General features: G+C 69.8%; 33 protein-coding genes. 19 read left to right on the top strand and 14 right to left on the bottom strand.

From position 1 onward, the window contains the following. Window positions 1-35 precede the first annotated feature (35 nt). From O3W51_RS34540 to O3W51_RS34475, 14 genes are all read right to left on the bottom strand, one after another. Entirely contained in the window at window positions 36-911 is an 876-nt protein-coding gene (locus O3W51_RS34540; RefSeq protein ID WP_164608423.1) for a DUF317 domain-containing protein, read from the bottom strand. Then, a complete protein-coding gene (locus tag O3W51_RS34535) occupies window positions 908-2,137 on the bottom strand; it encodes an ATP-grasp domain-containing protein (protein ID WP_164608422.1) in 1,230 nt (409 codons plus the stop codon). The genes O3W51_RS34540 and O3W51_RS34535 overlap by 4 nt, the downstream gene beginning before the upstream one ends. Before the next feature lie 45 nt (window positions 2,138-2,182). Beyond that, window positions 2,183-2,485, bottom strand: a complete 303-nt coding sequence (locus tag O3W51_RS34530; RefSeq protein ID WP_164608421.1) for a hypothetical protein — start codon at window positions 2,483-2,485, stop codon at window positions 2,183-2,185. A 34-nt stretch (window positions 2,486-2,519) separates the two neighbouring features. After that, window positions 2,520-3,752 carry an MFS transporter gene (locus O3W51_RS34525; protein WP_164608420.1) on the bottom strand — a complete coding sequence of 411 codons (1,233 nt, stop codon included), beginning with the start codon at window positions 3,750-3,752 and terminating at the stop codon, window positions 2,520-2,522. After that, on the bottom strand, window positions 3,749-4,255 hold the full coding sequence (locus tag O3W51_RS34520; RefSeq protein WP_164608419.1) for a regulator: 507 nt from the start codon (window positions 4,253-4,255) through the stop codon (window positions 3,749-3,751). The genes O3W51_RS34525 and O3W51_RS34520 overlap by 4 nt, the downstream gene beginning before the upstream one ends. Then, window positions 4,252-5,103, bottom strand: coding sequence for a winged helix-turn-helix transcriptional regulator (locus tag O3W51_RS34515; RefSeq protein ID WP_164608418.1), 852 nt, complete (start codon window positions 5,101-5,103; stop codon window positions 4,252-4,254). The genes O3W51_RS34520 and O3W51_RS34515 overlap by 4 nt, the downstream gene beginning before the upstream one ends. 43 nt (window positions 5,104-5,146) lie before the next feature. Continuing rightward, complete coding sequence (locus O3W51_RS34510) at window positions 5,147-5,557, bottom strand: hypothetical protein (RefSeq protein ID WP_164608417.1); 411 nt, start codon at window positions 5,555-5,557, stop codon at window positions 5,147-5,149. Window positions 5,558-5,567: 10 nt separating this feature from the next. Then, entirely contained in the window at window positions 5,568-6,017 is a 450-nt protein-coding gene (locus O3W51_RS34505; protein ID WP_164608416.1) for a hypothetical protein, read from the bottom strand. Further along, the gene (locus O3W51_RS34500; protein ID WP_164608415.1) at window positions 6,014-6,499 is read right to left on the bottom strand and encodes a hypothetical protein; all 486 of its coding nucleotides are present in this window, start codon (window positions 6,497-6,499) and stop codon (window positions 6,014-6,016) included. The genes O3W51_RS34505 and O3W51_RS34500 overlap by 4 nt, the downstream gene beginning before the upstream one ends. 336 nt (window positions 6,500-6,835) lie before the next feature. Continuing rightward, complete coding sequence (locus O3W51_RS34495; RefSeq protein WP_443048372.1) at window positions 6,836-7,555, bottom strand: hypothetical protein; 720 nt, start codon at window positions 7,553-7,555, stop codon at window positions 6,836-6,838. Window positions 7,556-7,579: 24 nt separating this feature from the next. Then, on the bottom strand, window positions 7,580-8,281 hold the full coding sequence (locus O3W51_RS34490) for a hypothetical protein (protein ID WP_164608413.1): 702 nt from the start codon (window positions 8,279-8,281) through the stop codon (window positions 7,580-7,582). 19 nt (window positions 8,282-8,300) lie between these two features. Then, window positions 8,301-8,786: a hypothetical protein gene (locus tag O3W51_RS34485; protein WP_164608412.1), complete on the bottom strand. Its 486-nt coding sequence runs from the start codon at window positions 8,784-8,786 to the stop codon at window positions 8,301-8,303. Further along, window positions 8,783-9,328 carry a DUF4913 domain-containing protein gene (locus O3W51_RS34480; protein WP_164608438.1) on the bottom strand — a complete coding sequence of 182 codons (546 nt, stop codon included), beginning with the start codon at window positions 9,326-9,328 and terminating at the stop codon, window positions 8,783-8,785. The genes O3W51_RS34485 and O3W51_RS34480 overlap by 4 nt, the downstream gene beginning before the upstream one ends. Window positions 9,329-9,564: 236 nt before the next feature. Then, window positions 9,565-10,320 (bottom strand): DNA-methyltransferase, encoded by a 756-nt coding sequence (locus O3W51_RS34475; RefSeq protein WP_164608411.1) that lies wholly within the window; start codon window positions 10,318-10,320, stop codon window positions 9,565-9,567. Window positions 10,321-10,831: 511 nt separating this feature from the next. On the opposite strand from O3W51_RS34475, the gene O3W51_RS34470 reads away from it, so the two are divergent. The 19 genes from O3W51_RS34470 (at window position 10,832) to O3W51_RS34380 (ending at window position 26,463) form a co-directional block, all read left to right on the top strand. Continuing rightward, a complete protein-coding gene (locus O3W51_RS34470) occupies window positions 10,832-11,956 on the top strand; it encodes a C40 family peptidase (protein ID WP_164608410.1) in 1,125 nt (374 codons plus the stop codon). A gap of 142 nt (window positions 11,957-12,098) precedes the next feature. Further along, window positions 12,099-12,413, top strand: coding sequence for a DUF6112 family protein (locus O3W51_RS34465; RefSeq protein WP_164608409.1), 315 nt, complete (start codon window positions 12,099-12,101; stop codon window positions 12,411-12,413). Then, complete coding sequence (locus O3W51_RS34460; protein ID WP_164608408.1) at window positions 12,413-13,105, top strand: hypothetical protein; 693 nt, start codon at window positions 12,413-12,415, stop codon at window positions 13,103-13,105. Before O3W51_RS34465 ends, O3W51_RS34460 begins: the two co-directional genes overlap by 1 nt. Before the next feature lie 32 nt (window positions 13,106-13,137). After that, window positions 13,138-14,442 (top strand): SCO6881 family protein, encoded by a 1,305-nt coding sequence (locus O3W51_RS34455; protein ID WP_164608407.1) that lies wholly within the window; start codon window positions 13,138-13,140, stop codon window positions 14,440-14,442. A gap of 83 nt (window positions 14,443-14,525) precedes the next feature. Then, window positions 14,526-15,998: an SCO6880 family protein gene (locus O3W51_RS34450; protein ID WP_164608406.1), complete on the top strand. Its 1,473-nt coding sequence runs from the start codon at window positions 14,526-14,528 to the stop codon at window positions 15,996-15,998. After that, complete coding sequence (locus O3W51_RS34445) at window positions 15,995-16,645, top strand: hypothetical protein (protein ID WP_269288279.1); 651 nt, start codon at window positions 15,995-15,997, stop codon at window positions 16,643-16,645. Before O3W51_RS34450 ends, O3W51_RS34445 begins: the two co-directional genes overlap by 4 nt. After that, window positions 16,642-17,106: a DUF6238 family protein gene (locus O3W51_RS34440; protein ID WP_164608404.1), complete on the top strand. Its 465-nt coding sequence runs from the start codon at window positions 16,642-16,644 to the stop codon at window positions 17,104-17,106. The genes O3W51_RS34445 and O3W51_RS34440 overlap by 4 nt, the downstream gene beginning before the upstream one ends. 22 nt (window positions 17,107-17,128) lie before the next feature. Continuing rightward, complete coding sequence (locus tag O3W51_RS34435; protein ID WP_164608403.1) at window positions 17,129-18,634, top strand: VirB4 family type IV secretion system protein; 1,506 nt, start codon at window positions 17,129-17,131, stop codon at window positions 18,632-18,634. A gap of 86 nt (window positions 18,635-18,720) precedes the next feature. Beyond that, window positions 18,721-19,515, top strand: a complete 795-nt coding sequence (locus O3W51_RS34430; protein ID WP_164608166.1) for a ParB/RepB/Spo0J family partition protein — start codon at window positions 18,721-18,723, stop codon at window positions 19,513-19,515. Further along, a complete protein-coding gene (locus tag O3W51_RS34425; protein ID WP_239070655.1) occupies window positions 19,512-20,039 on the top strand; it encodes a hypothetical protein in 528 nt (175 codons plus the stop codon). The genes O3W51_RS34430 and O3W51_RS34425 overlap by 4 nt, the downstream gene beginning before the upstream one ends. A gap of 107 nt (window positions 20,040-20,146) precedes the next feature. After that, the gene (locus tag O3W51_RS34420; protein WP_269288277.1) at window positions 20,147-20,764 is read left to right on the top strand and encodes a hypothetical protein; all 618 of its coding nucleotides are present in this window, start codon (window positions 20,147-20,149) and stop codon (window positions 20,762-20,764) included. 100 nt (window positions 20,765-20,864) lie between these two features. Then, the gene (locus tag O3W51_RS34415; RefSeq protein WP_269288276.1) at window positions 20,865-21,035 is read left to right on the top strand and encodes a hypothetical protein; all 171 of its coding nucleotides are present in this window, start codon (window positions 20,865-20,867) and stop codon (window positions 21,033-21,035) included. Next, entirely contained in the window at window positions 21,025-21,972 is a 948-nt protein-coding gene (locus tag O3W51_RS34410) for a hypothetical protein (protein ID WP_331284110.1), read from the top strand. The genes O3W51_RS34415 and O3W51_RS34410 overlap by 11 nt, the downstream gene beginning before the upstream one ends. A gap of 37 nt (window positions 21,973-22,009) precedes the next feature. Then, window positions 22,010-22,777, top strand: coding sequence for a hypothetical protein (locus O3W51_RS34405; RefSeq protein ID WP_164608171.1), 768 nt, complete (start codon window positions 22,010-22,012; stop codon window positions 22,775-22,777). A 52-nt stretch (window positions 22,778-22,829) separates the two neighbouring features. Further along, window positions 22,830-23,369: a hypothetical protein gene (locus tag O3W51_RS34400; protein WP_164608173.1), complete on the top strand. Its 540-nt coding sequence runs from the start codon at window positions 22,830-22,832 to the stop codon at window positions 23,367-23,369. Between the two features lie 89 nt (window positions 23,370-23,458). Next, complete coding sequence (locus O3W51_RS34395) at window positions 23,459-24,457, top strand: hypothetical protein (protein ID WP_239070657.1); 999 nt, start codon at window positions 23,459-23,461, stop codon at window positions 24,455-24,457. A gap of 25 nt (window positions 24,458-24,482) precedes the next feature. Further along, a complete protein-coding gene (locus tag O3W51_RS34390; RefSeq protein ID WP_443048370.1) occupies window positions 24,483-25,025 on the top strand; it encodes a hypothetical protein in 543 nt (180 codons plus the stop codon). Between the two features lie 142 nt (window positions 25,026-25,167). Then, window positions 25,168-25,650 (top strand): hypothetical protein, encoded by a 483-nt coding sequence (locus O3W51_RS34385; protein WP_443048369.1) that lies wholly within the window; start codon window positions 25,168-25,170, stop codon window positions 25,648-25,650. A gap of 42 nt (window positions 25,651-25,692) precedes the next feature. Beyond that, complete coding sequence (locus tag O3W51_RS34380) at window positions 25,693-26,463, top strand: glycosyltransferase family 2 protein (protein WP_164608257.1); 771 nt, start codon at window positions 25,693-25,695, stop codon at window positions 26,461-26,463. Window positions 26,464-26,554 lie beyond the last annotated feature (91 nt).

Raw genomic sequence — 26,554 nt, 5'->3', positions numbered from 1 at the left:
CGACAAGAAGGGTCTCCGGTCGGGGTCTGTTGGTGCTATCGGCGTGGGCCGGGTAGTGCCGGTCGGCTGGTGGTGCTCCAGCGCGGGACGCTGGGAGCGGGCAGCGCGGCTGGACGCCGGGATGCGGCGGCCCGCTGGACGTCGAGGGGCGTGGGGGCCGGTGGCCCGGGCGGGAGGATGGGGGTGAGCTGGGCCATGCCCTTGATGTAGCTGTAGGTGTCCTCTCGCCACCGGGGCAGCGGGGCCGGGTCGGATACGCACTGGGTGACGGCGGCGAGCAGGGCGACGGGGGTACCGGTGCTGGCGGTCGCGTACCAGGCAGGGCGCTCGATGGACTTGCGGGCCCACAGCTGCCAGCGGGCGTCGCGCGTAGTCAGTTCGGCTTCCGGATCGAGGTGGATGAGGCTCGTGAACTCCATTCCGGCGAGCCCGTCCGGCGACTGGACCGTGAAGACGCCCCAGCGGGGCCGATCGATAGCCCATCCCTGCCTGAGGAGAGGGGCGACGACCAGGAAGGGGTCGTGCTCGTCGGCCCCGGAGACCGGCCGGGCGAGGTAGGCGTCCGGTCCCTGTTCGTACGCGGTGGCGAGGGCGGTGGTGCAGGCTTGGACGAATTCGGTGGGGGTGCGGTCGTTGAAGCAGACGCCCCAGGTCGGCGCCGCGAACGGGTCTTTGTAGGCGTTGATGCGCCACAGGCCGTCGTCTTCGCCTTCGGGGAGGTAGCCGAGGCGGACCCGACGGTCAGGGGCATTGATGTAGGCGTTGCCGAGGTCGTCGTGCTGGAGGTCCCAGCCCAGTGCGAGCAGGGGTTGGAGGGCGGGGTCACCGATCCCGGTGGTGCCCGCGAGGTAGCGCGGGGAGACGTAGACGTCCCCGTCGATGTCGTAGCCCGGGTCGGCTTCGGGGCTCATCGGGCCGCCTTCGTGGTCAGGGTGATCTCGCCGGCGGCCGTATCGAGGCGCTCGTCGACCTGGGCGGTGTCGCGGCCGGTGACGATGTAGAAGCCGGCCCTGGCGGTGAACAGGTCACCCTCCGGCGGCAGGAGAACCGGGTCGCCGATCTGGCGGATCCACTGCACCTGCCGCAGCCATGGGGTGTGGGCGGCGTACGGCTGGTTGATCTGCCGCTGGGTGAGGGTGCCGGAGGCCGCCGGGTAGAGCATGCGGATGCCCGCGGCCCCGCGCCGCGTCGGGGTGAGGTCCGGGACGCGACCGCAGGCAACGTCTGCGGCGGCCTTGGGCAGGTCGATGCCGGTGGCGAGGTGGACGAGGTGGCCAATCAGGTCGCCGCCGATCCTGGCGTTCACCTCGATCAGGCGCGGCTGGCCGTCGACCAGGCGCATCTCGACGTGCTGCACGCCGTCGGTGATACCCAGGGCTTTGATCGCAGCGGCGGCGACCGGGCCGACGTGGGCGAGGAGGGAGTCGCGGGCATCGACGGTGTGTCCGGTCTCGTCGAAATACGGGGCGGGGCCCAGGCTCTTGCGGGTGACCGCAACGGCGGTCGTCTCGCCGTCGTGGGTGACACATTCGACGGAGACCTCCGGCCCGTCGAGGTACTCCTCGACCAAGACAGCGGTGTCCTCGCGGCTCTTGCTCGCTCCGGCCGCGGCGAACTCAAACGCCCTGGGCAGTTCTTCGGGCCGGTCGATACGGATCACGCCGATGCTCCCGGCGAGCGCGGTGGGCTTCAGGACGGCGGGATAGCCAACGATCATCGTCGCCATGCCCGCCTCCAACAGGGAGCGGGTCTTCATGGAAGCGGCCGATGGCACCCCGTGGCGTGCGAACAGGGTCCGGGCGGTGGCCTTGTTGCGGCAGCCGCGCATCACCTCGACCGAGTTCGCGGGCAGATCGAGCGCACGGGCGAGACGGGCAGCGGGGACAAGGTGCCACTCATCCCAGGTAACGACGCCGGCGAAGTCATGGCGTGCTGCCAGGCCCCGGCCGGCGGCGTGCAGGGCGGTGGAGTCCTGAAGGTCGGTCACAGCGTGGTCGACGATGAACGGCTTCTCCCACGACGGCTCAGTGCCGGTCAGCAGGACGACGTCGTAGGTAGCAGCAACCTGCTCAAGGCAGTAGCCGCGATACGTCTCATCGCCCGGAGAGACAACAAGGACAAGGGGGCGAGCGGACAAGAAGAGTGCTCCGAATCGGTGGAGGACAAGGCGAGGATGGTGTTGTCAGTCGGCGCGGCGGCGGCGCAGCTCGAACGCGGTGGCCCACTGAGGGTGCGCTGCGATCAGTTGCCGGGCGTAGAGGGCGGTGAAGTTGTTGTTCAGCCCGGCGACGCCGTGCGGGAGTTGTCGGCGCAGGTCCTCGAAAAGGTCTTTGAGACCGACGCGGGTGGCGCCGGTGGCGAGCTGGCGAGCGGTCATGCGCTCCAGCGCGTAGTAGACGTGCGGGTGCCGAGCATGGAATGCGTGGAACTGCTCGGTGATGGTGCGACCGCGTACACGATGTGGTGCAAGGCAGGTAGCGGGCATGGGGAAGTTCTCCACAGGTTGGGGAAGACCCTGGTCAGGTGCGCAGAGCGGGGTCGGTGCGCAGTCGGGTGAAGGCGAGGAAGAGACCGAGGGCCTGGAGGACGGCGCAGGCGGTGATGATGTGGCCGAGCGCGTCGGGCGGGGTGAGCGCGGTCAGCACGCCGGCGAGGGGGAAGGGCAGCAGGAGGATGAGGATGGTCGCCGACAGGGTGCTGCCGAACTGACCAGGGGGAATCAGGCGAGAGCGCAAGGTCCGCAGGATTACCGTCATGCCACCTTCCGCAGCCAGGAGGACCGAGACCAACACCAGGTAGGAGAGGTAATCGGGGGCCTGGCCTGCAGCGAGGCAGGCGAGCGAGGCGAGGGCGGCGCAGGTTGCGCCGACCGGCCACAGGCCCAGGCGGTCAATCACGAACCGGCAGAGTGTGACGCTCAGGAGGGTGGCCGCTGCGGCGGCGGACCAGACCAGGCCGACGGCGGTGGTGGACTGCCCGAAGTGGTTGACGACGATCACGGGGCCGGCCGCCTGCAGGAGTCCGGTGGCCAAGTTGGACAGCGTCAGACCGGCCACCAGCCAGCCGAGCGTGGGCAGGGAGCGGATGGTTCGCCATCCGGTGAGCAGACCCGTGTTGTTGCTCTTCGGTGCGCGGGCCGGGGCGATGGGCGAGGGAGGAGTGCGCAGCGCGAGAAGCGCGGCGAGCAGCGATAGAACGGTGATCACGGCGAGCGTCTGCGGCGGGCCGGTGAGTAGGAGTAGCGCTGCCAGTGCGGGGCCGGCCAGGTTTGCGGTCTGGTCGATCCCGAGCAGGGCCGCTTGTACGCGGTGGGCGCGTGCTCCGGCCCGGCGGCTGGCGGTGGCGCCTGCGGTCTCGGCCGCGATGTAACTGAACTCGGTGAGCGCGCCGGTAGTGGCCGCGAGCGCCATCACTGTCGCACTCGCCACGGTGCCGGCCGGGTGGAGGACGAGGAGGAGAGCGCCGGCGGCCAGGACCAGCGCACGGCTGAGGGAGGCGAGGAAGAAGACGACCGATGCCCCGCGCCGGTCGACGATCGCGCCGGCGCAACCGAACGCCGCCAACCGGGGTACCCACTCCAGGGCGAACGCCAGACCCGTCATCGCTGCGGAGCGCGTGGTGGCCAGGACCAGGAGCGGGATGCCGTAGGTGGACATGGCGGAGGCGAGGGCCTCTACCGTGCGCGGCAGGTAGATGCCGCGCAGCAGGCCCGCGGTGTGGCGGGCGTGCCGCGGGATGACGCCGTCGCTCACGCGGCAGGCTCGAACTCGACGTGCGTGGCGGCCTGCGCCTCGAAGTGCAGCCGCTGATACAGCATGGCGCGCACGCGGTCCAGGTTCTCGTCGGCCCGCTGATCCGCCGCCGGACGGTGGGATCCATCGGCGGTGACGGCCAACACGCTCTGTCCCATGAGTTGGAAGGTCTGCCGGACGCGCGTGGTGAAGTCGCAGATGGGGTGCGGGTAGCTGTTGTGCCGCGCCCATCGGGCGGTCGCGTCGTAGAGATCAGCCAGTTCCGCTCCGGACGGGGTCAGTTCCAGTCCGACGCCGGGACCGATCCTGCACAGGCCCATGGTGCGGGCCATCTCGGTGGCTCGGCGGAGTTGGTGCGGGGAGAGGTCGGGGAGGGTGCCGGCCAGCCGTCGCGGTGGAATCGGGCCGTGGTCGTCGATTTCGGTGATCAGGCGGATCAGAGCCGGCGAGGACATCTGGGCAAAGGCATTGCGCAGTTCGGCAACGGTGAAGGGGGCAGTCATCGGCGCGGGCCTCCCGCCGGGAGAGCCGCCGTCGGGCGGGCCGCTGCGGCGTGGGAGAACAGATCGCGGTTCTGCCAGGTCGGCTGCGAGGTCTCACTGCCCCGGATCGGTGGCCGTGATATCGGCGGGGCCGGAAGCCGAGATGGGTTGCTGATCCACTTCGACGCTGCGGGTTCGGCCTGCGGGCGTCCCCAGAGCGGGTGTCGGGCAGCTTGCGTGAGGGGCTGGCCGGCGGCCCACGCGGACAGGGCGCCGAAGACGGGCCCCAGGCCGTCGCCCGACACCGACAATCGGTAGGGCTGCCCGGTACCGCCGGTGTTGACCAGGCCGTCGGTCACAAGCTGCCGCAGCGGCGGGTAGATGTTGGTCCAGTCGCTGCTGGGCATGATGATCCTGGCCAGCGCCCGGCCGCTGACCTCTTCGTTGGACTTCAGCACCCACAAGATTGCGGCAGCATGGCGGCGGGTGAGCAGGGTGAGACTGTCCTCGATCTGCTCGATTGCAGGCAGCGGGTGGTCCGCCGTTTCCAGATACTCCTCGGCCCAGGTGACGATCATCGGCAGGACATGCAGCAGCGCTGCGCCGCGCTTGGTTTGGCCGTAGGTGACGTGCCGCGAGGTGTGTTCGGTGCGCTGGACGAGGCCGGCGTCGCACAGCGTCTTGAGCTTCGGATGGAGCTGGCCGTCCTGCAGCCAGGACACTTTGCCCGCGATCTCGCTGTAGCGCAGCGCCTTGCCGGAGATGGCCAGCAGGATCCGCACGTTCCAGCGCGGAGTGATCATGGCGAGTGCCTCGGTGACCCGGGCGATGTCAGCGTCGGTGTCGGTGGGCAGACCGGTAAGGGCCAAGGGAGGAACTCCAAGATCGGTAGCAGGGGGGTGGCAGCAACGGTCAGCGGTTGCGGGCAGTACTCGCGGCCGGAACGGGCGCGGTGACCGAGGACGGTGTGGCGGTTAGTGACGGTGCAGGCGCGGCGACGCGGGCCAGGCTCTGGAGGACAGCGGAGACTGTTCTGGCCTGGACCTCGCGGACTGCGACGGCCTCGGCGAGCCGACGGGCGCAGTCCAGAACGTGGGAGACCTCGTGTCCGCCCATCTGCCGCTCGGGGTGGACGAGTTGGGCGAGGCGGTCGCGGTGGAGGGTTATGCTGCGCTCGGCGAGGGCGAGGTCGTCGTGCATGGCGAGCAGGGCGGAGAGCATGCCGGGTGGCTGGGCCTGGGCGTGGGCTTCGAGATCAGCCAGCGGAGCGGCGTACAGGTCCTCGATCCGTCCTGCTATCTCGGAGGACGGGGAGTGGGGCAATTGGTGGCTTTCACGATCGGCGGGCCGGGGTCGCCCCGGCACGTTGCGGTGCCGGGGCGGCGATGGCCGTGGGCAGGGTGGTGGCGACCGGCGTAGTTGTCAGGCGGGCGGGGAGGGGTTGCTGGCCGGGCGGTGGCAAGGTGTGCAGCAGGTCGCCGAGCGCGGCGCGGTAGCCGTCGCGGGCGTCGAGCGCCGCCTGCAGCCACTGCGCGTCGAAGCGCAGGTCATCGGCCGACAACTCGCCCATGTCGCGGTCGGGTCCCATCGCCTCGTGCACACGGTCGCGTACCCGGGCGACCTGTTCCTCGGTCACTGCGAGGAACGACCGCAGCTCCAGGGCGCGGGTCATCGCCAGGGGCGCATCGGCGCCGACCGCCGCCGCGTACAGCTCGGTGACCGGCGCGCCGAAGACATCGCCCAGATATCCGTCGGCGCTGCTGGGCTTGAGCCTGTCGCTCATCGCTGCGCTGCCTTCCCCGTTCGTGTCGCCGGTGCCGGTGCGGTGGCGGGTCGGAGCGCAGCGTTGGTCTGCACGGCCGGACCTGTTCGGTCGGCGCGGTTGAGGCGGGCGAGTCGTTGGGCGGTGGGGTCCTTCTTGCCGGGGGCGTCCGGGTCGAGGAGCCATCGCACGACCAGGGCGCGCCCGTCGCGGGCGGTGACTGCTGCGTTGACGCGGTGCGCGAGGCCCATCGTCGGGTCGTCGACCTCGCTGGGCTGCGTTTCCAGAGCGGTGAGGAGGTCGTCCTCCGCGCGGTCGAGCACTGTCTGGGCGCCGACGAGAAGGCCGTGCCATCTGACGACCTCGGTGGCATCCGGGCTGGCAGTCGGCTGGATGGCGACCGCGGCCTTCAACTGCTCGATGTCCATGTCGAAGTGGGCTTCGATCTGCTCGGTGAGTACGGCCACGACATCCTGCGTGCTGTCGAATATGTATTCGGACAAGGGGAACTCCTTTCCTGCGGGCGCAGGCGCCCGGGTTTTCAGAGGTAGGGAATTGATGGGCGAGCGGGCAACTCGTTACTTCATGACCACTCGGCTGGGGGCATGCTCGTCTGACGAGGCGTATGCGGGCGTCGACTCAGCGAGTACTGCGTGCATCGCGGCGGAAAGAGGAGTTCGGGTTGGGCGCATGCGGAAGAAACCTCCGTGCGGGCATGGGGATTGCGTCGAATCGCACCGGAGTTGTTGTCCGGCGTCTGAATAAGAGTCCGGAGAATCGCCGGTTTGGCCAACCGGCGATCGTCGGCTATGTTGCGCGGCGCCTACCGGCTTTGATGCTCAACGCGAGCGGCCGGACGGACGCGCAGCGGGGCCTTTTGGTACGGCCGCCGGACGCGTGGATGAGACTTCCGGGCGGATGGGCGGGAGCGGACCGGCGGTGCCGGCGATCCGCTCGTTGCACCATCGGAGGGCTGCCTCGACGGTGGCGAAGCCGCCCTCGCGCAAGGTGTGGGTCCACGATGCGCTGTCGACTTCCTCGACCACGACGCGGAACGGTGAGGGGGTCCGTTCATCCATCGCGCGCAGGGCCACGACGGTGACCCAGTCGTTCGGGTCGTCGCTGGTGTAGGAGTGCCCGTACGCGAAGTGGTCTCCGTCCCCCATGAGTCGCCGCTCCAAGGACCGTGTCGCCTCGTCTGCCGGAGCGGGGCCCAGGTCGGGGTTGAGGTCGATGGCGTTGGGAGGGCAACCGCGGTGAATGAGCCAGGATTGCGCCATCGACGCCAGTGGCAGGGTTTTGGCTTCGAACCTGAACGTCTGCGCCGTCACATCGCGTTGCAGATGCAGTGCAACGATCTGTGGGTCCCCGGGATGGCCCCAGGTGGCCGCGCCGTCGTGCAGGACGTAGAAACTGTCCGCTCCGGAAGGGCTGTGGTGTTCGGCCAGGGGAAGCAAGTCGTCCTGGCAGACCCCGATCGTGATCCAGAACGCGCTTTCGATCTGTGGGTCTGCGGCCTCGAAGCCGTCGAGATGAAGGTCGAGTTCGGGTATGGGCAAAGGTCTCCTCATAGGTGGCCGGATTCAGCGGCGGAGCCGGATGGGGGCGGCGGGCCAAGCGTCGGCCTTCGGTGCGGGTGGTACGGCTGCCGGTCGGTGTTCGCGGCTCCTGGCCAGTGCGGCACGACCTGTATCGGTCAGAGTGACCGGCTGCCCGGCCTCGGCTGTGTGGCTGGTGTCGCGGGAGACCAGTCCGGCGGCTTCGAGCTGCTGCAGGTGGGTGTACAGAACCCTGGTGCCGGTGGACGTGGGCACCGACATCCGCCCCGTGAGCAGGTGGGCGTGCACCTTGGCGCCGGCCGCGATGGACAGCAACGCTGCCTGGTCGGCAGCCGAAATCAGTTCGCCCCCGGCCGCCGGTGCTGTGGGGCCGGCGGCCTCGATCGGCTCCAGAGCTGCGATCACCCGCTGGGCTGCGGTGTCGCGTGTGTCGGCGGCTTCCTCCAGTTGGTCCACGGTGCGGTCGATGCGCTCGAACAGTGGGCCATCGACGGGGAACTCGCCGCTGGTCAGGCGGTGGAGGAGGGTGCGGTAGAAGGTCACGCCGGTTTCCGCTTGGGCCAGCTCGCGGTGCCGGTCGACCAGGCGGGTGTGCGGCTCGTCGAGGACCTCGCGGTCGCGGTAGGTCCACAGGGTGTCGACGTCATGGCCGGTGACAGCCTCGATGCGGTGGTCGAGCGAGGAGACCGCACGCCGGGCTGTTGCCGGCGCGGGATCAGGAGGCATAGGCGGGGGCTCCAAGAGATTAGTGGGGGTGATGGTGCGAGGGGTTCTGCGCGGCGCGGGGCAGGCCCGGCATCGGGGAGGGCGGCGGCCCTGGCTTGGATACGGGGCCGCTGGTCGTGAGTTGCGGGGGGCGGGAGCGTGCAGCGTGGGTGCGGGCGCTGAGCGGCCGGCGGGTCATCCCCAGGCGGCGGCCGACCTCGTCGTAGACGTCGTTGTCGGCACGCGGCCGGACCGCGACGACGTGGATCTCGCGCCGATGCACGGAATTCTCGGGGGCCGGGCGCACGCCGTAGACGACGCGCCAGTCCTTGCGGGAGTCCACGAACAGCTTGCGATAGCCCTCCAAATCCCCGTCGAGTCGCAGTCCGAAGCGCTGGGCGTTCACCAGCTCCTGCAGGTAGGACAAGGTGAGATCGCGAATATCACCCGGAGCTTGGAGGAGATCGGTCAGGGCGCGGGGATCGAAGCTCAGGCCGAAGGCTGGCTGCGGCTGCCCGCCGTTCATGACGTCGGCTCGACCCGCTCAGCAGGTCCCGCCACCTTGGCCGTTGGCTTCTCCACACGGACTGACGGCCGGGGTCCGGGCAGAAGCCGGTGCGCGGGACGCTCCGGGGAGGTCATGCAGGCCGACAGCGGGCCGCCCGGCGCGCGGATCGCGGCGATGGCGTGGGTGAGGAAGTCCCGGTGCCACACGAACAGGCCGCTCAGCCCGGCTTCGGGATCCTTGTGCTGCTGGTAGGCCAGCCACAGGGCGTGCAGCCAAGCGACAACGTCGTCGTGCTCCTGCCACTGCAGGCACCAAGGCGCCGCCGTGGTGACCTCCGCCCCGTAGACCGCGAGGAGGAAGTCGTCGACCCAGTCGCTGAGCGCGTCCAGTTCGTCCTCACGCTCCTCCCCGTCCAGCTCCAATATCGGGCGCGGCTCCGGCGGCATCGCCGGAGCCGGCGCCCCGAACCCCGGCATGCCGAATGCCGCGAACGGCGACGCGGGGGCGGGAGCGGAGGCGAGATGGTCGAGCTGCTGGGCCTGCTGCGTCGACTGCTCCATCAGCCGCCGGACGCTCGCCTCGATCCCCTCCAGCTGAGGGTCCGGAATACGAAGCGGCTCCAACTCACCGATGGGGGGCGGTTCCATGGGTTCGGGCATCAAAAGTGTGGCCTCCTACGAGACGCAGAGAACAAGGGAGAGCGGCCCAGGTGGCGCGCTGTTGATGAACCACAGCAGGGCGCCACCTGAGCTGCGAGCGGTGCCGGTTGCCGGCACGGGCGGGGCGGGGTGTGGCGTCAGACCGCGAGGACCATGTCGTCCCGGGTGAGGGTTTCGCGGATCGTCTCGGTAAGCCGGTCGGCCGCGATGGCCGCGTACTGCTTGGTCTTCTCCACGCCGATGAAGTCGCGGCCCTCCAGCAGGGCGGCGACGCCGGTGGAGCCGGAGCCGGCGCAGAAGTCGAGTACCGTGCCGCGTTCGGGGCTGATCTTGACCAGCTCGCGCATCACCTCGACGGGCTTTTGCGTGATGTGCCGGCGCTTGGCCCCCGACGGCTGCGAGGCCGAGTACATGCCGGGCAGGTAGACGGGGTTGTGGGAGCCGTCCATCGCGCCCTTGGACGCCCACACGATGAACTCGCAGTTCTGCGTGAACCGGCCCTTCTGCGGGCGGGCCTGCGGCTTGTGCCAGGCCAGCACCCCGCGCCACAGCCAGCCAGCCGCCTGGATCGCGTCCGTCGTAACGGGCAGCTGACGCCAGTCGGTGAACAGCAGGGCCGTGCCGCCGGTCTTGGTGAGCCGCTGAGCCTCGGTCATGACCTGCGTCAGCCAGAACCCGTAGCTGCGCTGGTCCATGTTCTCGCCGGTGAAGTCCGGCAGGGCGTGCTGGGCATCAGCGGAGGTGTACTTCTGCGTCGCCGAGCGCGTCGTGCGCTCCTTCGCGGTCCGGCCGCCGGAGTTGTACGGCGGGTCGGTGATGACGGAGTCGACGCAGTTATCCGGCAGGCCGGCCAAGACACTGAGAGCGTCGCCGTGGTGCAGGGAAAAAGGCAAAGAGGAACCCCGATTCGGGTAGGGAGGTGCAGAGGGAACTGCCCGTCTCGCAGACGAGTCCCCGCAGGCCCGAAAGGGGCATAAGAATGCCCGGGCCGCAGAACGGGGAGGGAGAGGGGAGTCCAAAAACTATAGGGCCGAATTTGCCGCTGACCAAGAAGTCCCTTGATGAGGTGTCGGATTCCGACCCTTCACACCAATTTTTTGGTCAACGGCCGATTCGGCCCTACTGTTTTTGAACCAGCCGGTGCACAACACCGCCGGCCATTCCCACACCACAGCTTGCGGAGGATTCCCCTGCCCCGGCACACCTAAAGCATCGCCCGGCCACGCGAAGCGAGCGGCAACTCGCCCGCACCGGCCCGTCTCAATTGCCCACCTCGGCCGCCGCACCCTTCCACCACGCCAGCGCGTACGCGGCACGCCGGACACCGCACCCGAAGGACACGCCCATGACATCGCGCCACCCGCCGATACCCGAGCTGGTTAACACCCCAGTGGTTCGATCCGGTTGAAGGGGATCGCCGCCGGCATCGGCGTCGTTATCCTCTCGCCCCTCCTTATCGCTGGAACGGCCATGATGCTGGCCTCCTCCAGTGATGCCGTCCAAAGCGCCGGCTCCCGCAGTGACTGCCTGAACGATGTCGACATCGATGCCGTCAGCAAGCAGGTCACGGCCATCCTCGACGGCGCCTCCGGCACGGACGTCCACATCGAGGGCCTCACGCTGCCCAAGGAACAGATCCCCAACGCCCAGACGATCGTGGCCACCGGGATCAGCCTGCACGTGCCGGTGCGCGGGCAGATCGTCGCCATCGCCACCGCGATGCAGGAGTCGAGGCTGCGCAACCTGAACTCCGGGGACCGCGACTCGCTGGGCCTGTTCCAGCAGCGGCCCTCGCAGGGTTGGGGCACCGCCCAGCAGATCCGCGATCCGGTCTACGCCTCCGAGCAGTTCTACCAACACCTGCTCAAAGTCAAGGGCTGGCAGCAACTGACCGTCACGCAGGCCGCCCAGGCCGTGCAGGCATCGGGCTACCCCGACGCGTACGCGCAATGGGAAAGCCTGGCCACCGCACTGCAGACCGCTGTCGCCAAGACCTTCCCGAACGCCGGCAACGGCACGCAGCCGGACAAGAGCAAGGACCCCGAGGCCGCCACCACCGGCTGCCCGCCTCCCGCGGACGGCTCCGGTTTCGGCCGTATCCCCGAAGGCAGCGTCCCGAAGGGCTACAAGATCCTGCTGGACGCCGACCCGAAGGCGCGCAAGGCCATCGAGTGGGCCATGTTTCAGCTCGGGACGCTGTACCAGTGGGGCGGCAGTTGCACCGACTCGCACGGACCTGACCCGATGGGCCGCTGCGACTGCAGCTCACTGATGCAGCAGGCATACGCCCGCACCGGCATCCACCTCCCCCGTACCACGTATGACCAGGTCAACGAGGGCAAAGCGGTCGCACCCAGCCAGCTGCGACCCGGCGACCTGATCTTCGCCCGCGGCACCGCAGCCCGCCCCGAACATGTCGGCATGTTCCTAGGCGCGGGCCTGGTCATCGAGGCGCCGCGCACCACCAAGCCCGTCCGGATCACCCCGATCAAGGACTGGGCGATCCTCGCCGTCCGCCGCGTCGTCTGACGCCGCCCACCGCCCGGACACCGCGCCGGACGGGTCTTCGCGACGGCCATTTCCCGCGCCCCGAGCGCACCTCGCCCTCCCTTTCTCCCCCTTTCCGCCGGCCCTCGCCTGGCCTGCGTACGCAAGGAGCTCCACCACCCCTATGCCCTTCCCCCTCGCTGACCGCGTCACCTACCTCGCCTACGACCCCGGCATCACGCCCGCGGAGGGCGGGCTGCCGGGCCTGTCCGTGCTGAAGAACGTCGTCAACAGCATCAACCTGTTCGGCATCGTCGCTGTCGTCGGCGCGCTCGCCGTCTCCCTCGCCGTATGGGCCTGGGGCCACCACAGCGGCGGTCACCAGGCCGAAGCCAACGGCAAGAAGGGGGCCGTCGTCGCCGCCGGCGCGGCCCTCGGCCTCGGCGCCGCCAACGGCATCGTGGCGTTCTTCAGTGTGCTGGGATCGCAGGTCCACTGATGCAGAAACGCTTCCTCTCCTTCGTCCTGCCGGCCCGTGGAGTCGGCTGGTCGGCGAACCGGCGTGTAGCAGTCGTTGCGGTTGTCCTCACTGGCTTGCTTGCGGTTGGCGCCACCGCCGCCTGGTTCTCCGGGCGGGGCGGCCAGTCCGACCGTGCCGGCATGCCCACGCCTTCGCTCACCGGCAGCGCTTCGCCGTCCCAGTCCGTGCCCAAGCTGGCCGGCGGGACGGGTTCGGTTCCCCCGCCGCCGCCGGTCTCCGAGCCGGTCGCCTACGCCAAGGCCGCCGCCGCGATGCTGTGGTCCTACGACACTCGCGACACCAGCCGTGACCAGCAGCTCGCTGGCATGAACACCTGGATGAGCAAGGAAACCCAGTACGCGGACTGGCAGTCGATCGCCGCCCAGGTTCCCGATCCGGTGCTGTGGTCGCGGATGGCCGACAACGACCAGCACGCCACCTTCACCGTCGCCGAAGCGCACTACCCCTCGGCGTTCAAGCAGGCCCTCGCCGATGATCCGACCGCGATCACCGAGGCGTACATCTACGTCGTCACCGTCAACGGCAAGCAGCAGATCGCCTGGAAGAGCGGCGGCTCGGGAGCTGAGGACCGGGCCGTGTCCCTCGCCGTTCAGTGCCGGCCCTCGCACGACTGCTCCCTGGTCGCCATCGCTCCCCGCGTCGCACCGTGACCTGCTCCGACTAAGAATGGAGGGACCCTTCCGTGGGCTTCTGTGACCTTCCCGTCGTGGGCAAGGTGTGTGCTGTCGGCGACGCGGTGGACTTCGCGACCGACCCGGGCAAGGCGATCGGCAACTGGCTGGCCACGTCCGCCGGTGAACTCGCCGCCACATCAGCGGATCTGGCCGCCACCGCCGTCAACACCACCACCAAGGTCGATTTGAACGCGCCCTGGTTCCGCGACAACTACCAGATGCTGCTGCCGCTGGGCCTGGTCCTGCTCGTCGCCACCTTCTGCGCCCAGCTCATACGCGCCGCCCTCAGACGGGACGGCCAAGCCCTGACCCAGGCATTCACCGGCACCGCCTCCGGTGTCATCTTCGCGTTCGCTGCCATCGCACTGACCACCGTCGCCATCGAAGTGGTCGACGCACTGAGCGACGGCCTGTTCCGAGCCTCGCACCTGACGATCGAGACGGCCGTGCGCCGCATCGTCAAGGTCTCCGAAATCGGTGCCATCATCCCCATGGGCTGGCTCATCGCGACGTTCGCCGGCCTGGGTGCCGCACTGGGCGCGGTCCTGTACTGGTGCGTGATGATGGTCCGCAAGGTCGGCATCCTCGTCATGGTCACGTTGGCGATCTTCGCCAGCGCCGGCGGCGGCTGGGAAGCGACCCGCCGGTGGCGTCGCGGCTGGATCGAAGCCACCGCCACCCTCGTGGTCTCCAAACTTTTGATGACCGTGATCTTCGTACTCGGCATCGCCGCCATGGGTAACACCGAGTCCAAGGACGGGATCGGCGCGCTCGCCGACGTCATGTCCGGCATCGTGATCATGATTATGGTGCTGCTGTGCCCGTACGCGGTCTTCAAATTCGTGCACTGGGCAGCCGACGGCACCGACGGGGAGTCCATCCACCGCGCCGGCGGTGCCGGAGCCCAAATCGCCAGGCAGCACGCCGAGAAGGCCGCCCGCAAGGCAGCCGCAGCAGCCACCGCCGGAGCCGGCGGCGGAGCGGCAGCCGGAGCCGAAGCCGCCCCGCAAGGCCCCGACGCCACAGGCGACTTCCCCGGCGACATCGCCCCCAACCCGACCGGCACAGACAACGACAGTGCCCCACCCGGCCTGGAGCAGACTGTCCAGCCCCCGCCGATGAACCCCTCCGACAACACCAACGGCCAGCCGCGCAGCACGGAACCGAACGGCCCCGGACCGAACGCCGCACCGCCCAGTCAGGGAAATGGGTGGCAGTCCGTCCCGCCGATCACGACCCCGCCCCAGGGTGCACCGCCGGCCCCCATGACCAGCCCGGCGCCCGGACTGCCGATGCCCCCGGCTGGCCTGTGATCCCCTGCCCGCTGCCCGGGGGCGGGGGGGTGCTCCGCACCTCCCGCCCCCGGGCCCCACCCGCGACCCCAGGATCCGCCCCTGTGAATGATCTTTCCGTCGCCCCGGTCACGGTGAAGTTCCCGCACCGCTCCCGCCGCGGCATCCTCCTCGGCCTGTCCCTGCCGCAACTCGTGCTCGTGTCCAGTGCATTGGCTTTGCTCCTGATGACGGTGGTCTCCACCGGCCTGCTCGGCGCCGTCGCCCTGACCCCGCTGTGGGCTGCGGCGGGTGCGCTCGTGATGATCCGCCGGCATGGGCGGTCACTGATCGACTGGGCGCCGATCGTCGCCCGCTACGCGCACCGCCGACGCACCGGCCAGACCCTGTGGCTCGCCCGGCCCGTCACCCGCCCCCGCCAGGACGGCATCCTGCACCTGCCCGGCACCGCCGCCTCCCTCAAAGTCGTCACACCCGGCGACTCCGCCAACGGCGCAGCGGCCGTGTACGACCCGCACCAGCAGACGCTGACCGCCATCGCCCGCGTCACCTCCCGCGCCTTCGCCCTGCTCGACCCCACCTCCCAGAACCACAACGTCACCAGCTGGGGACGCGCGCTCGCCGGCATCGCCCGCACCGGGCACATCGCCACCGTGCAGGTCCTGGAGCGCACCGTCCCCGACAGCGGCGACACCCTGACCCGGCACTGGGCCCACAACGGCCGGCCGCAGACCCCGGTCGCCGGGCGGATCTACTCCGAACTGGTCGCCTCGGCCGGGCCGGCCGCGGCCCCGCACGAGACCTACCTCGCCATCTCCCTCGACCTCAAAGCCGCTAAGCGCCTGATCTCGCAGGCCGGCGGAGGACTGCCGGGATCGTTCACCGTCATGGGGCAGACCACCGCCTCCATCGCCCAGGCGGCACGCAACGCCGGGCTGATGGTGACGGGCTGGCTGAGCCCCCGGGAGATCGCCGCCGTCATCCGCACCGCCTACGACCCCAAAGCGCTCGCCGCGCTCCAGCAGTGGTCCCCGGCCGGCCGCGCCGAGGCCGATCCGGCAGCAGCCGGGCCCGTCGTCCAGGTCGAGGAGTACGACCGGCTCGTCACCGACTCCGCCCGCCACGCCACCTACTGGGTGGAGAACTGGCCCCGCACCGAGATGGGGGCAGGCTTCCTGCACGGCATCATGTTCACGGCCGGAGTACGGCGCACCCTGTCCCTGATCTACGCGCCGCAAGGACTTGAGTCCGCGCTGCGCGACGTCCAGCGCAAGAAGGCCGCGATCATCGCCGACGCGAACGAGAGATCCCGCAAGGGCCAGGTCGACAGCGAAGAAGACTCCGTCGAGTACGCCGACGTCAAAACACGAGAGCGCCAGCTGATCGCCGGGCACGCGGACGTGGCCCTGACCGGCCTGGTCACCGTCACCGCCGAGACCAACGCTCTCCTGGACGCCGCCTGCGCGCAGATCGAAACCCACGCCGTCACCTCGGGAGTGGACCTGCGACGGCTCAACTACCAGCAGCCCGAAGCCTTCACCCTCGCCGCACTGCCCCTCGCCCGGACCGCCCTATGACCGGGGCGCGTCCCACTGCCGACCCCGCACCACACCTGATGGACGAGATCCTCGCCGTGCTCGCCCCCTTGCAGGCCCTGCGCCACCGTCACCAAGAGCAGCTGGACCTCCATCGCACCGCGGACGGGGACGTGATCGAGGAGCAGCGCACCGCGTACGAAGAGGTCCGCGAGACAACCGCCATGGAGGCCAGCGACACCCTCGGCGTGGTGATCAAGCGCCTTGAACTGCTGGCTGCCATCCCCACCTGCCGGGCCTTCACCCTGGCCTTCACCGGCCCCGGCCATGAGGACGGCGAACGCCCCTGGCTGTTCGTCGTCCACGCCACCGACCTTCACGACGCGCAGCGCACTCCCCGCGAACTGCCGTCATTCCAGCAATGGTTGGAAGACGCCGCCAGCCCCTCGCTCAATGCCCCAGCGCTGCTGACTGAGGAGAGCCACCCCGGAACCGGCGCCCCCGGCTCGTACAACGACCTGCGCCACGAGCAGGCCAGCCTCCCGGCCCAGCGGGCCCCCACCCAGCCCGCCGCCGCAGGCACCGCGCCGTTCGCGCCGACCAGCCGTCCCACCCGCCGCCCTGCGATTACCGCAGCACGATCCCCACGGCCATCCCTGCCTTACGGCAGGAAGGAACACCACCTTTGACCTTTCGCACATCTCCGGACGACGCGCATCCCTACCTCCGGGCCGCGAGTGCCGGAGTCCGCCATCACACCCGCGCCCTGGCACACACCGCCGCCACCCCTGCAACGTCGGTGGACCGCGTGCACCTGGACGTGCTCCACGCCCACCTCACCGCCCTGCACCACCTCCTCGACCAGCTCGCCGGGACCACCCGGCCACGGCACCCCGCCGCGGGCCGCCACCTCACCACCGCCCACACCCGCCTCTGGCAGGCCACCGCTGAGATCCATTCGGCCTTCCACCTACTGCCCAACCTCTCGACCGCCCAGGGCGCCGGGGCCAGCGAGTGCCGTCCGGACCGGTTGCCCGAGGGGCCGCCCGTCCTGACCATCTGCCAACGTCACCTCGCCGCCGGGCACAGCATCCGCCGCAAGACCACCCCCACCGATCTCCGCCCCCACACCACGGCCTGCGTCCGATGAGCCGCCGAAGAGAGGGCTCCCGATGAGTCACCGGCCCGCCCGCCGCGCCTCCGCGTCCGCCCTGTTCACCCCGCACGGAGGTGACCGGGCCGCCCGCAAAGCAGCCCGCCGCCAGCTGGCCGAGGCCACCGCCAAGGCCCGCGCCGAAGCCGCCGCCCAACCGGCCAGCGGCACACCCGCCGGGCACCAGTTGCCCACCGGCCTCTACCCTCCGGGCGGTCGCCCCGGGCCAGCCTCGGCCCGCAGGAACAGACTGAAGCTGCCCGCCCACCGCATGACCACCGCCGTGGCGGCCGGCGCCTACCCCTTCCTCGCCGAAGGCGGACTCGGCGCCGAAGGCATCTACATCGGACGCGATGTCCACGCCGAAGCCAGCTTCGTGTTCGACCCGTTCGCCCTGTACGGCAAGATCGAAGGGTTCACCAATCCCAACATCCTGCTCGCCGGTGTGATCGGCCAGGGCAAGTCAGCGCTCGCGAAGTCCTTCGCGCTGCGCTCGGTCGCCTTCGGCTACCGCGTCTACGTGCCGTGCGACCCCAAGGGCGAATGGAGCCCGGTAGCAAAAGCCCTGGGCGGTATGTCGGTGGCCCTGGGCCCGGGACTTCCCGGCCGGCTCAACCCCCTGGACGCGGCCCCGCGCCCCCAGAGCATCGCCGAGGCCGACTGGGCCGGGGAGATCCGCAAGCGACGCCTGCTCCTGTTGGGCTCCCTCGCCCGCACCGTCCTGGGCCGGGACCTGATGCCCATGGAGCACACCGCCCTGGACATCGCCCTCGACGCCGTCGTCACCCACGCTGCCGACACCGGCCGCACCCCCCTCCTCGGGGACGTCGCCGTCACCCTCAACGACCCCGCCGTGCTCGACGAGGCCGCCGGGATGATGTCGGGACAACTCGGCGACGCAGCCCGTGACCTGGCCCACGCCATGCGCCGCCTGATCCACGGCGACCTGGCCGGGATGTTCGACGCCCCCTCCACCGTCACCTTCGACCCCCGAGCGCCGATGCTCACCATCGACCTGTCACACCTGGGCGGATCCGGCGACGACACCGCCCTCGTCCTGGCCATGACCTGCGCCTCCGCCTGGATGGAATCCGCCCTCACCGACCCCAACGGCGGCCGACGCTGGATCGTCTACGACGAAGCCTGGCGCCTGATGCGCCACGCCGGCCTCCTGCAACGCATGCAGGCCCAGTGGAAACTCAGCCGCGGCCTGGGCATCGCCAACCTCATGGTCATCCACCGGCTGTCCGACCTGCTCACCGCAGGCGACGCCGGGTCCCGCGGACGAGCACTGGCCGAGGGCCTCCTCGCCGACTGCTCCACCCGGATCATCTACCGCCAGGAAACCGACCAACTGCAGGCCGCCGCCTCGCTGCTCGGCCTGACCTCCGTCGAGATGGACGCCATCTCACACCTCAACCGCGGCCGTGGGCTCTGGAAAGTCGCCGGACGATCCTTCATCGTCCAACACCTCCTCCACCAGCACGAACTGTCCCTATTCGACACAGATGCCCGCATGCACTGACAGTCCATCCGCCCCGTCGGACCCACCGTCCGCATCACCCCCGCCCAACGCACCAGGAGACCGCCATACAGTTCCATCCAACGATCGTGCTCTTCCCCGCGCTCAACGATGAAGACCTCAACGCCCTCGCCGACAACATCAAGGAACATGGGCTGCTGCACCCCGTGGTCCTCGATCGCAGCGGCCAGGTCCTCGACGGACGCAGCCGCCTGAAGGCGTGCGAAATTCTCGGTGTCGAAGCCTCCTTCACCACGTACGAAGGCGACGACCCTGTCGGCTACGCCTTGTCCGTGAACATCCACCGACGCAATCTGACCAAGGGCCAGATCGCCATGATCACCGCGAAAGCCTGTTCACTGAGTGAACAGAGCGGGCGTTCACCGAGTGAACACACCTCGCGTTCACTCAGTGAACGGCTCGGGGTCTCGCTGGGCACCGTCGGCAAGGCAAACACCGTACTGCTGCACGCGCCTGACCTCGTGGACCCGGTGATCAGCGGCGCCACGGGACTCAACGAGGCGTACTCCGTCGCCCAGGACAACAAGGCCACAGCCAACTCCGCCGACGTCCAGCTCGCCCGCCTACGGAAGGATGATCCCGAACTGGCCAACCGGGTCGTCGAGGGTTCCCTGACGCTGGCCGGCGCGTTGGCAGAGCGCACCGAGCGTGTCGACGAGGAGATTCGCCAGCGCCGGGTCGCTACCCAGCTCCTGTGCGAGGTCCTGCCCTCCCTCGCCCAGGTCCGGGGCAGCCAGACCTTCGCCCTGTACGACCCCGAGTTCGCCACGCCCGGACGCGCTGTGACCCGCGAGGTCATCGCGCATGCTGCCACGGCAGTGGCCGAGATGGCAGCCGTATGGAAGGAGCGTGACCTTCCGTGAGCAACGATTTCGACGCAGTACTGCGAAAACTCGCACTCGAAGCCGCCGAAGAGGTCACCGACGCCAACGGCCGCATCAACTTGGCAGAATTCCACGCCGCTCTGGACGGGCGGATTCGTCAGGTCCCGGAGCTGTACGACGGGGCCATGTACAAAGCCACTCAGTCGGTTGCGCGCGACTTCGCTGAGCGGCGCAGCCCACGCCGCCATCGCAAGACCGGCGGGCTGTACCACCCGAAGAGCATTTTCCGGCTCGGCCGGGGCATCTGGGTGTGGATGAAGGATGCCACTCCCACCGACACAACCCAATGGGCGAGCGTCTCCTCCCGAAATACCGTCCGCGTCATCGCCGCAGAGGCAGAAAAGCAGCAGTATGCCCTCGACCGGACGTCGCCTTCCGCGAGAACCCCACCTGCGAGCGTCTCGCCCAGCTCGAAGAGAACGTCTTCCACTACCAGCAGGGCACCCTCGACGACCTCGCCTTCGATGAGCCGTAGCCCGCACGGGCTCCTCGAAGCCCCATAGGGCTTGGGTACCCCTCGCGCGACCGCTCGCCGGTCTGCCCCTACAGGTCACCGCACCGTGCTCGCGGCCACCGAACCCCATGGGGTTGAAGCAAGAGCAAAGGACTCATGAATCCCGATCCCCGACGAGAACTGATACCGCGCGGCGACACCCTCCGCCTCATCAGCGCCCTGGACGGCGTGAAGGCAAAATTCCGCGACGCAGCCCAGCAATGGCAGCTCCTGGATGACACCGGTCACGTACCGGCGTCCCCGTCCTACGCCGTGCTGATCCAGCATGCCGCGGACGCGCAGGCTATCTCCCACGAAGTCCTGCAGCTGACGGCCGAATTCACCCGGACCGCGCACAGCACCAACCGTGCCGGCAGCGCCGTACTCGCCCACCTCGCGACAGCGGCCACCATGTCGAGCCACGCGGTAGCGCACTTCGCCGAGACCGCGGAGACCGCCCTCTCGCTTCCCCGGTCCTCCGGCCCGACAGACCGGCAGTATGCGGAAAACCGCATGGTCATCGACCACGCCACGGCGCGCGCCTACCTACGGCGCACGGCGGAATCGCTGCGCGACGCGGTCAAGGACCTCGACATACATCTCGACATCCACCGCTTCTTCCCTACGCTGTCCCGGCCGGAAAGCCCGGTGCCGCTGCCGCTGCCGCTGCCGCTGCCGCTGCCGCTGCCGCTGCCGCTGCCGCTGCCGCCCAAGCCGAGCACACACCGTCTCTAGCCCGCGTCCCATTCCAAGGAGTCCTCTGAACCGCCCCGCCCATTTCACCGACGCCGACTGGGCCGAATTCCAACGGTGCCAAGTCGACCACGACGAGCTCATGGCACAGGTCGCCGATCGCGAAGCCCAGATGGAACACGACCTGATCGACACCTACGACGCGTACGAACTCGACTACACGCCCCGACCGGATCCGAAGCCCCACCCCGCACGTCCAATCTCGCCGCTTCTCCCCGCACCCGCCTCGCGCAGGAGAAGCCGTGGTCGCTGACAGCAAAAACACCCCGGACGCCTTCCACGCTGACGCCCGCCGCCAGCCCTTTGACGCAGGCTCACTCGCACCGCTGCCCGACCACCGCAACGCGGATACCGCCTGGTGGCAGGAGCTGTGGCGCCGCCACACGCACATCACCACACCGCTGCGGCAGCGCGGGCTCCAGTGCGACATCGAGTTCGGTCTCAGCGCGTACATCGTGCGGGTCTCGCTCCCTGACGACAGCTGCCTCATCATCGGCCCACCGCAGGAACCCCCCTCCGAGCGACCGCCGGGAGACCCGGAAGGGTGGGTCGTGACCCGCCAACACCAGGATCACTCTGAGCTGTTCGAAGTGCTCTACGATTCGTCCCCGTCGACCGACCCCGGTGTCCCTGAGCGGCCTGAGGCCCGGCACGGCGGCAGCGCCACACCTGTGATCGAGGCGATCGACCAGCGGCTCGCCCAGCTCGGCCTGCTGCCGCTGCCTGACGGGTCGGATACAAGCCTGCGGGTGCCCCCGGCTTCGCAGCCCGGGGCACCCGAGCCTGCCGTCGATGCCACAGGCGACGTCGCCGGTTACGTCTATGGCGACGCTCTCCTCGCGCTCACCGACCGGCTCAACGGAGCCGCGTCGCACGCGGAGGCCGCCGCGCTGCTGCACCAGGTCCTGGATCCGATCAACGGACTTCTGGAGCGGCTCGGCGAGTTCTTCGAAGCGGCCGGTGAGAAGGCCAAGGAAGCCGAGCACGATGACGGTTTCGACCTGTCGTACGACCTCGCCGACGCCGCTTCCGAGATCCGCAATCTCGGGGAGGTTCTGCACGTGGCCGAGGACCGGATGCGGGCACTGAGCCCGCCCCCTCCGCCGCCCCGGCCTTCAGCGGCCCCGCTGGGCACGCCGCCTCTCCCCCCGCCGGCCGGGCGGCCGGCACCGCCCCAGCGCAGCCGCTGATGCCGCCGCCTCTGGCAACCTCTTCCCTCAGGAATCCATGACCCCAGCCCGATCCGACCTGTCCGAGTTCGCCACTGCCCTGGCCACCCGCCTGCCCGGCTCCTGGACCAGCCAATACCAGCGCCACGTACGGTACGAGGACCAGTTCCCCCTGAGCGAGCAGCTCTGGGACAACGGCCACGTCGCCTACATCGTCAGCCAGTACGTCATCGCACACGACGCCGTCCTGCACGGCCCCGGAGGCCAGCGGCTGTACGTCGCCGACCGGCCCCGCTACCGGCACCAGTTTGTCGTCGCTCCGCTCGAACCCGATGAGGACGGCGTCAAGCCCCACCACTTCGTCGGCGTCGAGGAGCCGAACGGCATCGCCGTCCCCAACGATCCCGCGCGGGCGGCGGCCCACGTTGCACGGCGGGTGCTGCCCCGCTACGAGCAGGCTCTGGACGAGGTGTTCGACTACGCGGCATTCCAGCCCGACCCGCCGCACCGGTCCGCACCGCCGCAGGTCGCCCAGGTCCTGACCTTGACGTTGTACGACGACGGAGCCCTGGGCGCACCGTACGCGACCGTGCCCGAACAGGCCCGGAACACTTTGTACGCCCAAGGCTTCCAGTACCAGCCGCACCAGGCCGCGTTCCTCCTGCCCAGTGCATATGGCGAAACCGGTCGCGCCCTGCGGGTGCAGGCCGTGGCCCGGCTGCTCACGGCTCAGGGCATCGGGGTGAACCTGCGACGTGCCGCGCCGACCACCAGCCCCGGTCTTCCGCCGGCTTCACCGCAGGTCGCCCGCGCGCCCCAGCGTTGATCCGTCCGCACGCGTTCCCCACGGAGTTCCGCTGCTTTCTGACATCGACGCCGTGAGCCAACTGCGTGGCCTGGCCGAGCGCATCCACCAAGCGGCCGATGACGTGCCCCTCACCGACGCGAGGCACTGCGTCAGTGACAACCTCGACGAACTAGACGACCGGGTCCGTGACATCGCCGGGCTGATCGTCCACGTCACCAGTGCCGCCGCCTTCGCCGACCGTGAAACGAGCGGTCCTACCGGCGCGAACGACGCCACCCCGCGCAGGGTCACCGCGCTGACGCGCGCCGTGGGCACCCTCGGACGCGCCTTGGCCAACCTCAGCGCAGCCGTCGCCCACGTCGGGGACCTGCACCACGTCGCCAGCCTTCCTCGCTCGCCAGAGCGCGCCCGTGACCAGCAGGTCTCGCGCTCCGCAGTCGACGGCCGCCTCAACAGTGCCCACCGCCACCTGCACGAGGCGGCCCGCCAGCTCCTTCTCGACGCGGGACAACTCACCCCGACGAGCAGGGGACCACACAGCCTCCATGCGCCCTCGGCGGCACCCGTCGCGCCCCGGCCCGTCGCGCCCGCCCCCACCCGCACGCACTGACCCCATCCCAACAGACTCTGGAGAGCCCCATCCGCATCGCCCGCCGCACCCTGCCACTGATCGCCGGCGCCGCCTGCCTCGCCCTGGTCATGACCGGCTGCTCCGCCGACAACGGCACCCCCGAGCACAATCCCAGTACCAGCGCCAGCACTGCGCCGAAGCCGGCGCCGGCCCTCAGCTCCGCTCAGGCCCGGGACGTCATCACCCACTACTCAAAGATCAACAACGTGGCCAACGCGTCGCGTGACCGCGCCCTGCTCGGCACCGTCGAGGACGGCCCGCTGTATGCCATGTCCCTGTCGGACTACACCGAGGCCGAGGGCATGCCCGCAGCCGACCGCAAGCCGTACACGCCATGGTCGTACGACACCGCGAGCGCCAAGCTGTACATCCCGCGCCTGGCACCCGGGCAGGACCGCTGGTTCGCCGCCGCACTCGCGGGCCAGAAGGGAACCGCCCCCTCCCGCCTGGTGGTGTTCACCGAACGGCCCGCGAACCAGCGCTGGGAACTGGTCTCCGTCGTCGACCTCGAAGACCACACGCTGCCGGACGTCGCCCTCGACCAGGCCGGCTACGCCACCGCCGTCTCCGCCAACGGCAACCAGCAGCTCGCCGCCGGCCCGGACGTGCTGCGGGCCGCGGTCCTCGACAACTTCGCCACCGGTGGCACGAACACCGGGACGAAGGTGTTCGCGCCGACCGAGGCGAGCAAGAAGCAGATCAAGGTCCACGACAAGACCGGCACCCAGTACGGAAACCTCGGCACCAGCGTCTTCGCCGGGGCCCCCAACCGCTACACCGACGCCTACGCGCTCAAAACCACCGACGGCGGCGCCCTGATCCTGTTCTCCCACACGCACACCCAGACCGACGCCGTCGCCCACGCAGGTCTGCAGATCACCCCTGGCAAGGAAGACCGGGCCTGGCTCCATGACGTGCCGCGCAGCTCCATCCAGTACACGTTCGTGTGCAACGACGCCGCGACCGTCCCGGCGACGGCCGCCCCGTCCCGGTTGATCGGCTACACGTGCGCCCGCACCAACGCCTCCGGCACACCGGCCGCCGCCGGGCCGTCCGGCCGCGCGTAGGCCACGCCTGCACCGAGGAATGTCGTTGACCCATCCTGATTTCGAGCTGTACGACAACGCCGGCCGCGACGCGGAGCAGATCGCCGCCGCCCACTCCGGCATCGCCACCCGCGCCGACCTCCTACGGTGGGCGCGGCGCGACGCCACGCGCTTCCTGGCCGAGCACCAGCTGCCGGACGCACCGCTGCCCGGCCCGGACCCCGCGCCCTACATCGCCGCTCTCGCCGCGGCCGAGACACCCGCCGAGGCGCACGCCGTCACCAGCCGCCTCTTGGACGCAGCCGAACCGGCGCTCCGTGCGGTGAGTGACTACCTCGTAGCTGCCGCCCACTGGCGTGGCCAGTACCACGCGGCGGCCAAGGGCTCGCCGCCCAAGCTGCTTCGGGAAGCGGCCAGCCGCAGCCTGTCCGTACTGGCCATGGCGGACCATGCCGACCTGGAGGCGCTGCGGGCCGAGTACGACCCCGCGCCGACGGCGAAGAACCCAACTCCGCCTCAGGCCCCAGGTGTTCTCGGACTGCCCCCGTCGCCGCCCAGCCAAGCTCCCCCGCGGGGGCCGTCGCACTGACCACCCCAAACACCGGGATCCGTAACGCGACCTGGAGACCTCCCTGTCCACGCGTTCCTTCATCGCCCGCCCCACCGACACCGGCTACAGCGGCATTTACGTCCACCTCGACGGGACGCCCAGCCACCACCTCCCCCTGCTCTTGGCCGCCTACCAGCACACCTTCGGGCGTGATCTGGAGGCGATGTCCCGTCACCTCATCGACGATGTCGCCGTCGGCTGGGACGAGCTGGGCACCGACCTCCTCGACGGCGCGCCGCCCGCCCTCATCACCGCGCTGACCGGCGGCGAGCAGTGGCCCAGCCGCACGCTGGACCACCTGATCACCCCGGACGGATCCCCGCCGGTGCGCATGACGGTCACCGAAGACACCGCCGACGAGCAGGACATGCAGTGGGGCTACCTCCTGCACCGGCACGGCATCGAAGTGATCAACATCCTCAGCAGCAAGGCCGGTCCCGTCGTCGGCTGGGACACCGATCCGTGCCTGGCATTCAGCGACCACCCAGGCCACTGGCCCCCGCCCGCCACCACACCGATCACCGAGTCCGCACCCGCCCTACGGCCAGCACGCAGCGCTCCCGCCCCAGCGCCCGCACAGCCCCGCACCGCCGCCCGCCGCTGACCCCTCTGCCCACACTTCCCGGAGACTGTCCTGACCACGCCCCTGATCACGGTCGTCATCGCCACCCGCCTGCGCGAGGACCGGCTGGACTACCTGACCGCCATGCACGCCAGCCTCACCCGCCAGGCCGCCCCCTGGGAGGCGGTGATCGCCGTCGATGGTGCCGATCCTGACCGCCTGCCGGCCCCGCTCGCAGCCGACCCGCGAGTCCGCGTCCTCGCCCTGGACCGTCCCGTGGGCGCCGCTTGTGCGCGGAACTTGGGTCTCGGCCTAGTCCGTACCAAGTATGTGAACTGGGCGGATGACGACGACGAGTTCGCCGACGATGCCATGGTCGTGCGACTGAACACTCTGGAATCGACCGGGGTGGGCTGGTGCGCGGGATGGAGCGAGGACGTCCACGCCGACGGCTCGACCGCCCTGTGGCGCTGCCCCACGCCGCCCGGCCGCCACGAGGCCGGCGACGTATGGACGTACTGGAAGTCTCCGGCCGACACCATCCCGATCGGGCCGACCACGATCCTCGCGCGCACCGACCTCGTACGCGCCGCCCCGATGGGCGGTCTCGTGCAAGGCGAAGACTATTGCGCTGCCGTCGGCGTCTGCACGCTCGCTCCCGGGATCCTGCTGCCTGTTCCCGTATACAGATATCGGCAGCATGCAGGCCAGATGACAGCCCAGCTCGGATACGACCAGCTGGAAGCGTCGGCCAGAGAGCACGCCTGGCACTACGGCCGCAGCCTGCGCGCCGTCCTTCGCAATCGTGAGGCTCTAGGATCCGCAACTGCGCTAGCAGTGACGGCAGTTCGTTAGCAACGGATTAGCAAATCCGCGATCTGATTGACAACCACTACGTTCAGTAGCGATCTCTGTTGGGGCGCTTCCGGTCTTCGTCCAGTACTCG

The organism is Streptomyces sp. H39-C1, assembly GCF_027158125.1.
In the GTDB taxonomy this organism is placed as follows: Bacteria; Actinomycetota; Actinomycetes; order Streptomycetales; family Streptomycetaceae; genus Actinacidiphila; species Actinacidiphila fildesensis.
Note: the sequence above shows the minus strand (reverse complement) of the source record. Positions and strands in the feature narration are given on the sequence as shown.

Excerpts from the sequence above, each read along its gene's own strand:
- O3W51_RS34540 (WP_164608423.1), bottom strand. The coding sequence starts at position 911 with ATGAGCCCCGAAGCCGACCCGGGCTACGACATCGACGGGGACGTCTAC.
- O3W51_RS34530 (WP_164608421.1), bottom strand. The coding sequence starts at position 2,485 with ATGCCCGCTACCTGCCTTGCACCACATCGTGTACGCGGTCGCACCATC.
- O3W51_RS34520 (WP_164608419.1), bottom strand. The coding sequence starts at position 4,255 with ATGACTGCCCCCTTCACCGTTGCCGAACTGCGCAATGCCTTTGCCCAG.
- O3W51_RS34505 (WP_164608416.1), bottom strand. The coding sequence starts at position 6,017 with ATGAGCGACAGGCTCAAGCCCAGCAGCGCCGACGGATATCTGGGCGAT.
- O3W51_RS34490 (WP_164608413.1), bottom strand. The coding sequence starts at position 8,281 with ATGCCTCCTGATCCCGCGCCGGCAACAGCCCGGCGTGCGGTCTCCTCG.
- O3W51_RS34485 (WP_164608412.1), bottom strand. The coding sequence starts at position 8,786 with ATGAACGGCGGGCAGCCGCAGCCAGCCTTCGGCCTGAGCTTCGATCCC.
- O3W51_RS34480 (WP_164608438.1), bottom strand. The coding sequence starts at position 9,328 with ATGGAGCAGTCGACGCAGCAGGCCCAGCAGCTCGACCATCTCGCCTCC.
- O3W51_RS34465 (WP_164608409.1), top strand. The coding sequence starts at position 12,099 with ATGCCCTTCCCCCTCGCTGACCGCGTCACCTACCTCGCCTACGACCCC.
- O3W51_RS34460 (WP_164608408.1), top strand. The coding sequence starts at position 12,413 with ATGCAGAAACGCTTCCTCTCCTTCGTCCTGCCGGCCCGTGGAGTCGGC.
- O3W51_RS34445 (WP_269288279.1), top strand. The coding sequence starts at position 15,995 with ATGACCGGGGCGCGTCCCACTGCCGACCCCGCACCACACCTGATGGAC.
- O3W51_RS34435 (WP_164608403.1), top strand. The coding sequence starts at position 17,129 with ATGAGTCACCGGCCCGCCCGCCGCGCCTCCGCGTCCGCCCTGTTCACC.
- O3W51_RS34420 (WP_269288277.1), top strand. The coding sequence starts at position 20,147 with ATGAATCCCGATCCCCGACGAGAACTGATACCGCGCGGCGACACCCTC.
- O3W51_RS34415 (WP_269288276.1), top strand. The coding sequence starts at position 20,865 with ATGGCACAGGTCGCCGATCGCGAAGCCCAGATGGAACACGACCTGATC.
- O3W51_RS34405 (WP_164608171.1), top strand. The coding sequence starts at position 22,010 with ATGACCCCAGCCCGATCCGACCTGTCCGAGTTCGCCACTGCCCTGGCC.
- O3W51_RS34395 (WP_239070657.1), top strand. The coding sequence starts at position 23,459 with ATGACCGGCTGCTCCGCCGACAACGGCACCCCCGAGCACAATCCCAGT.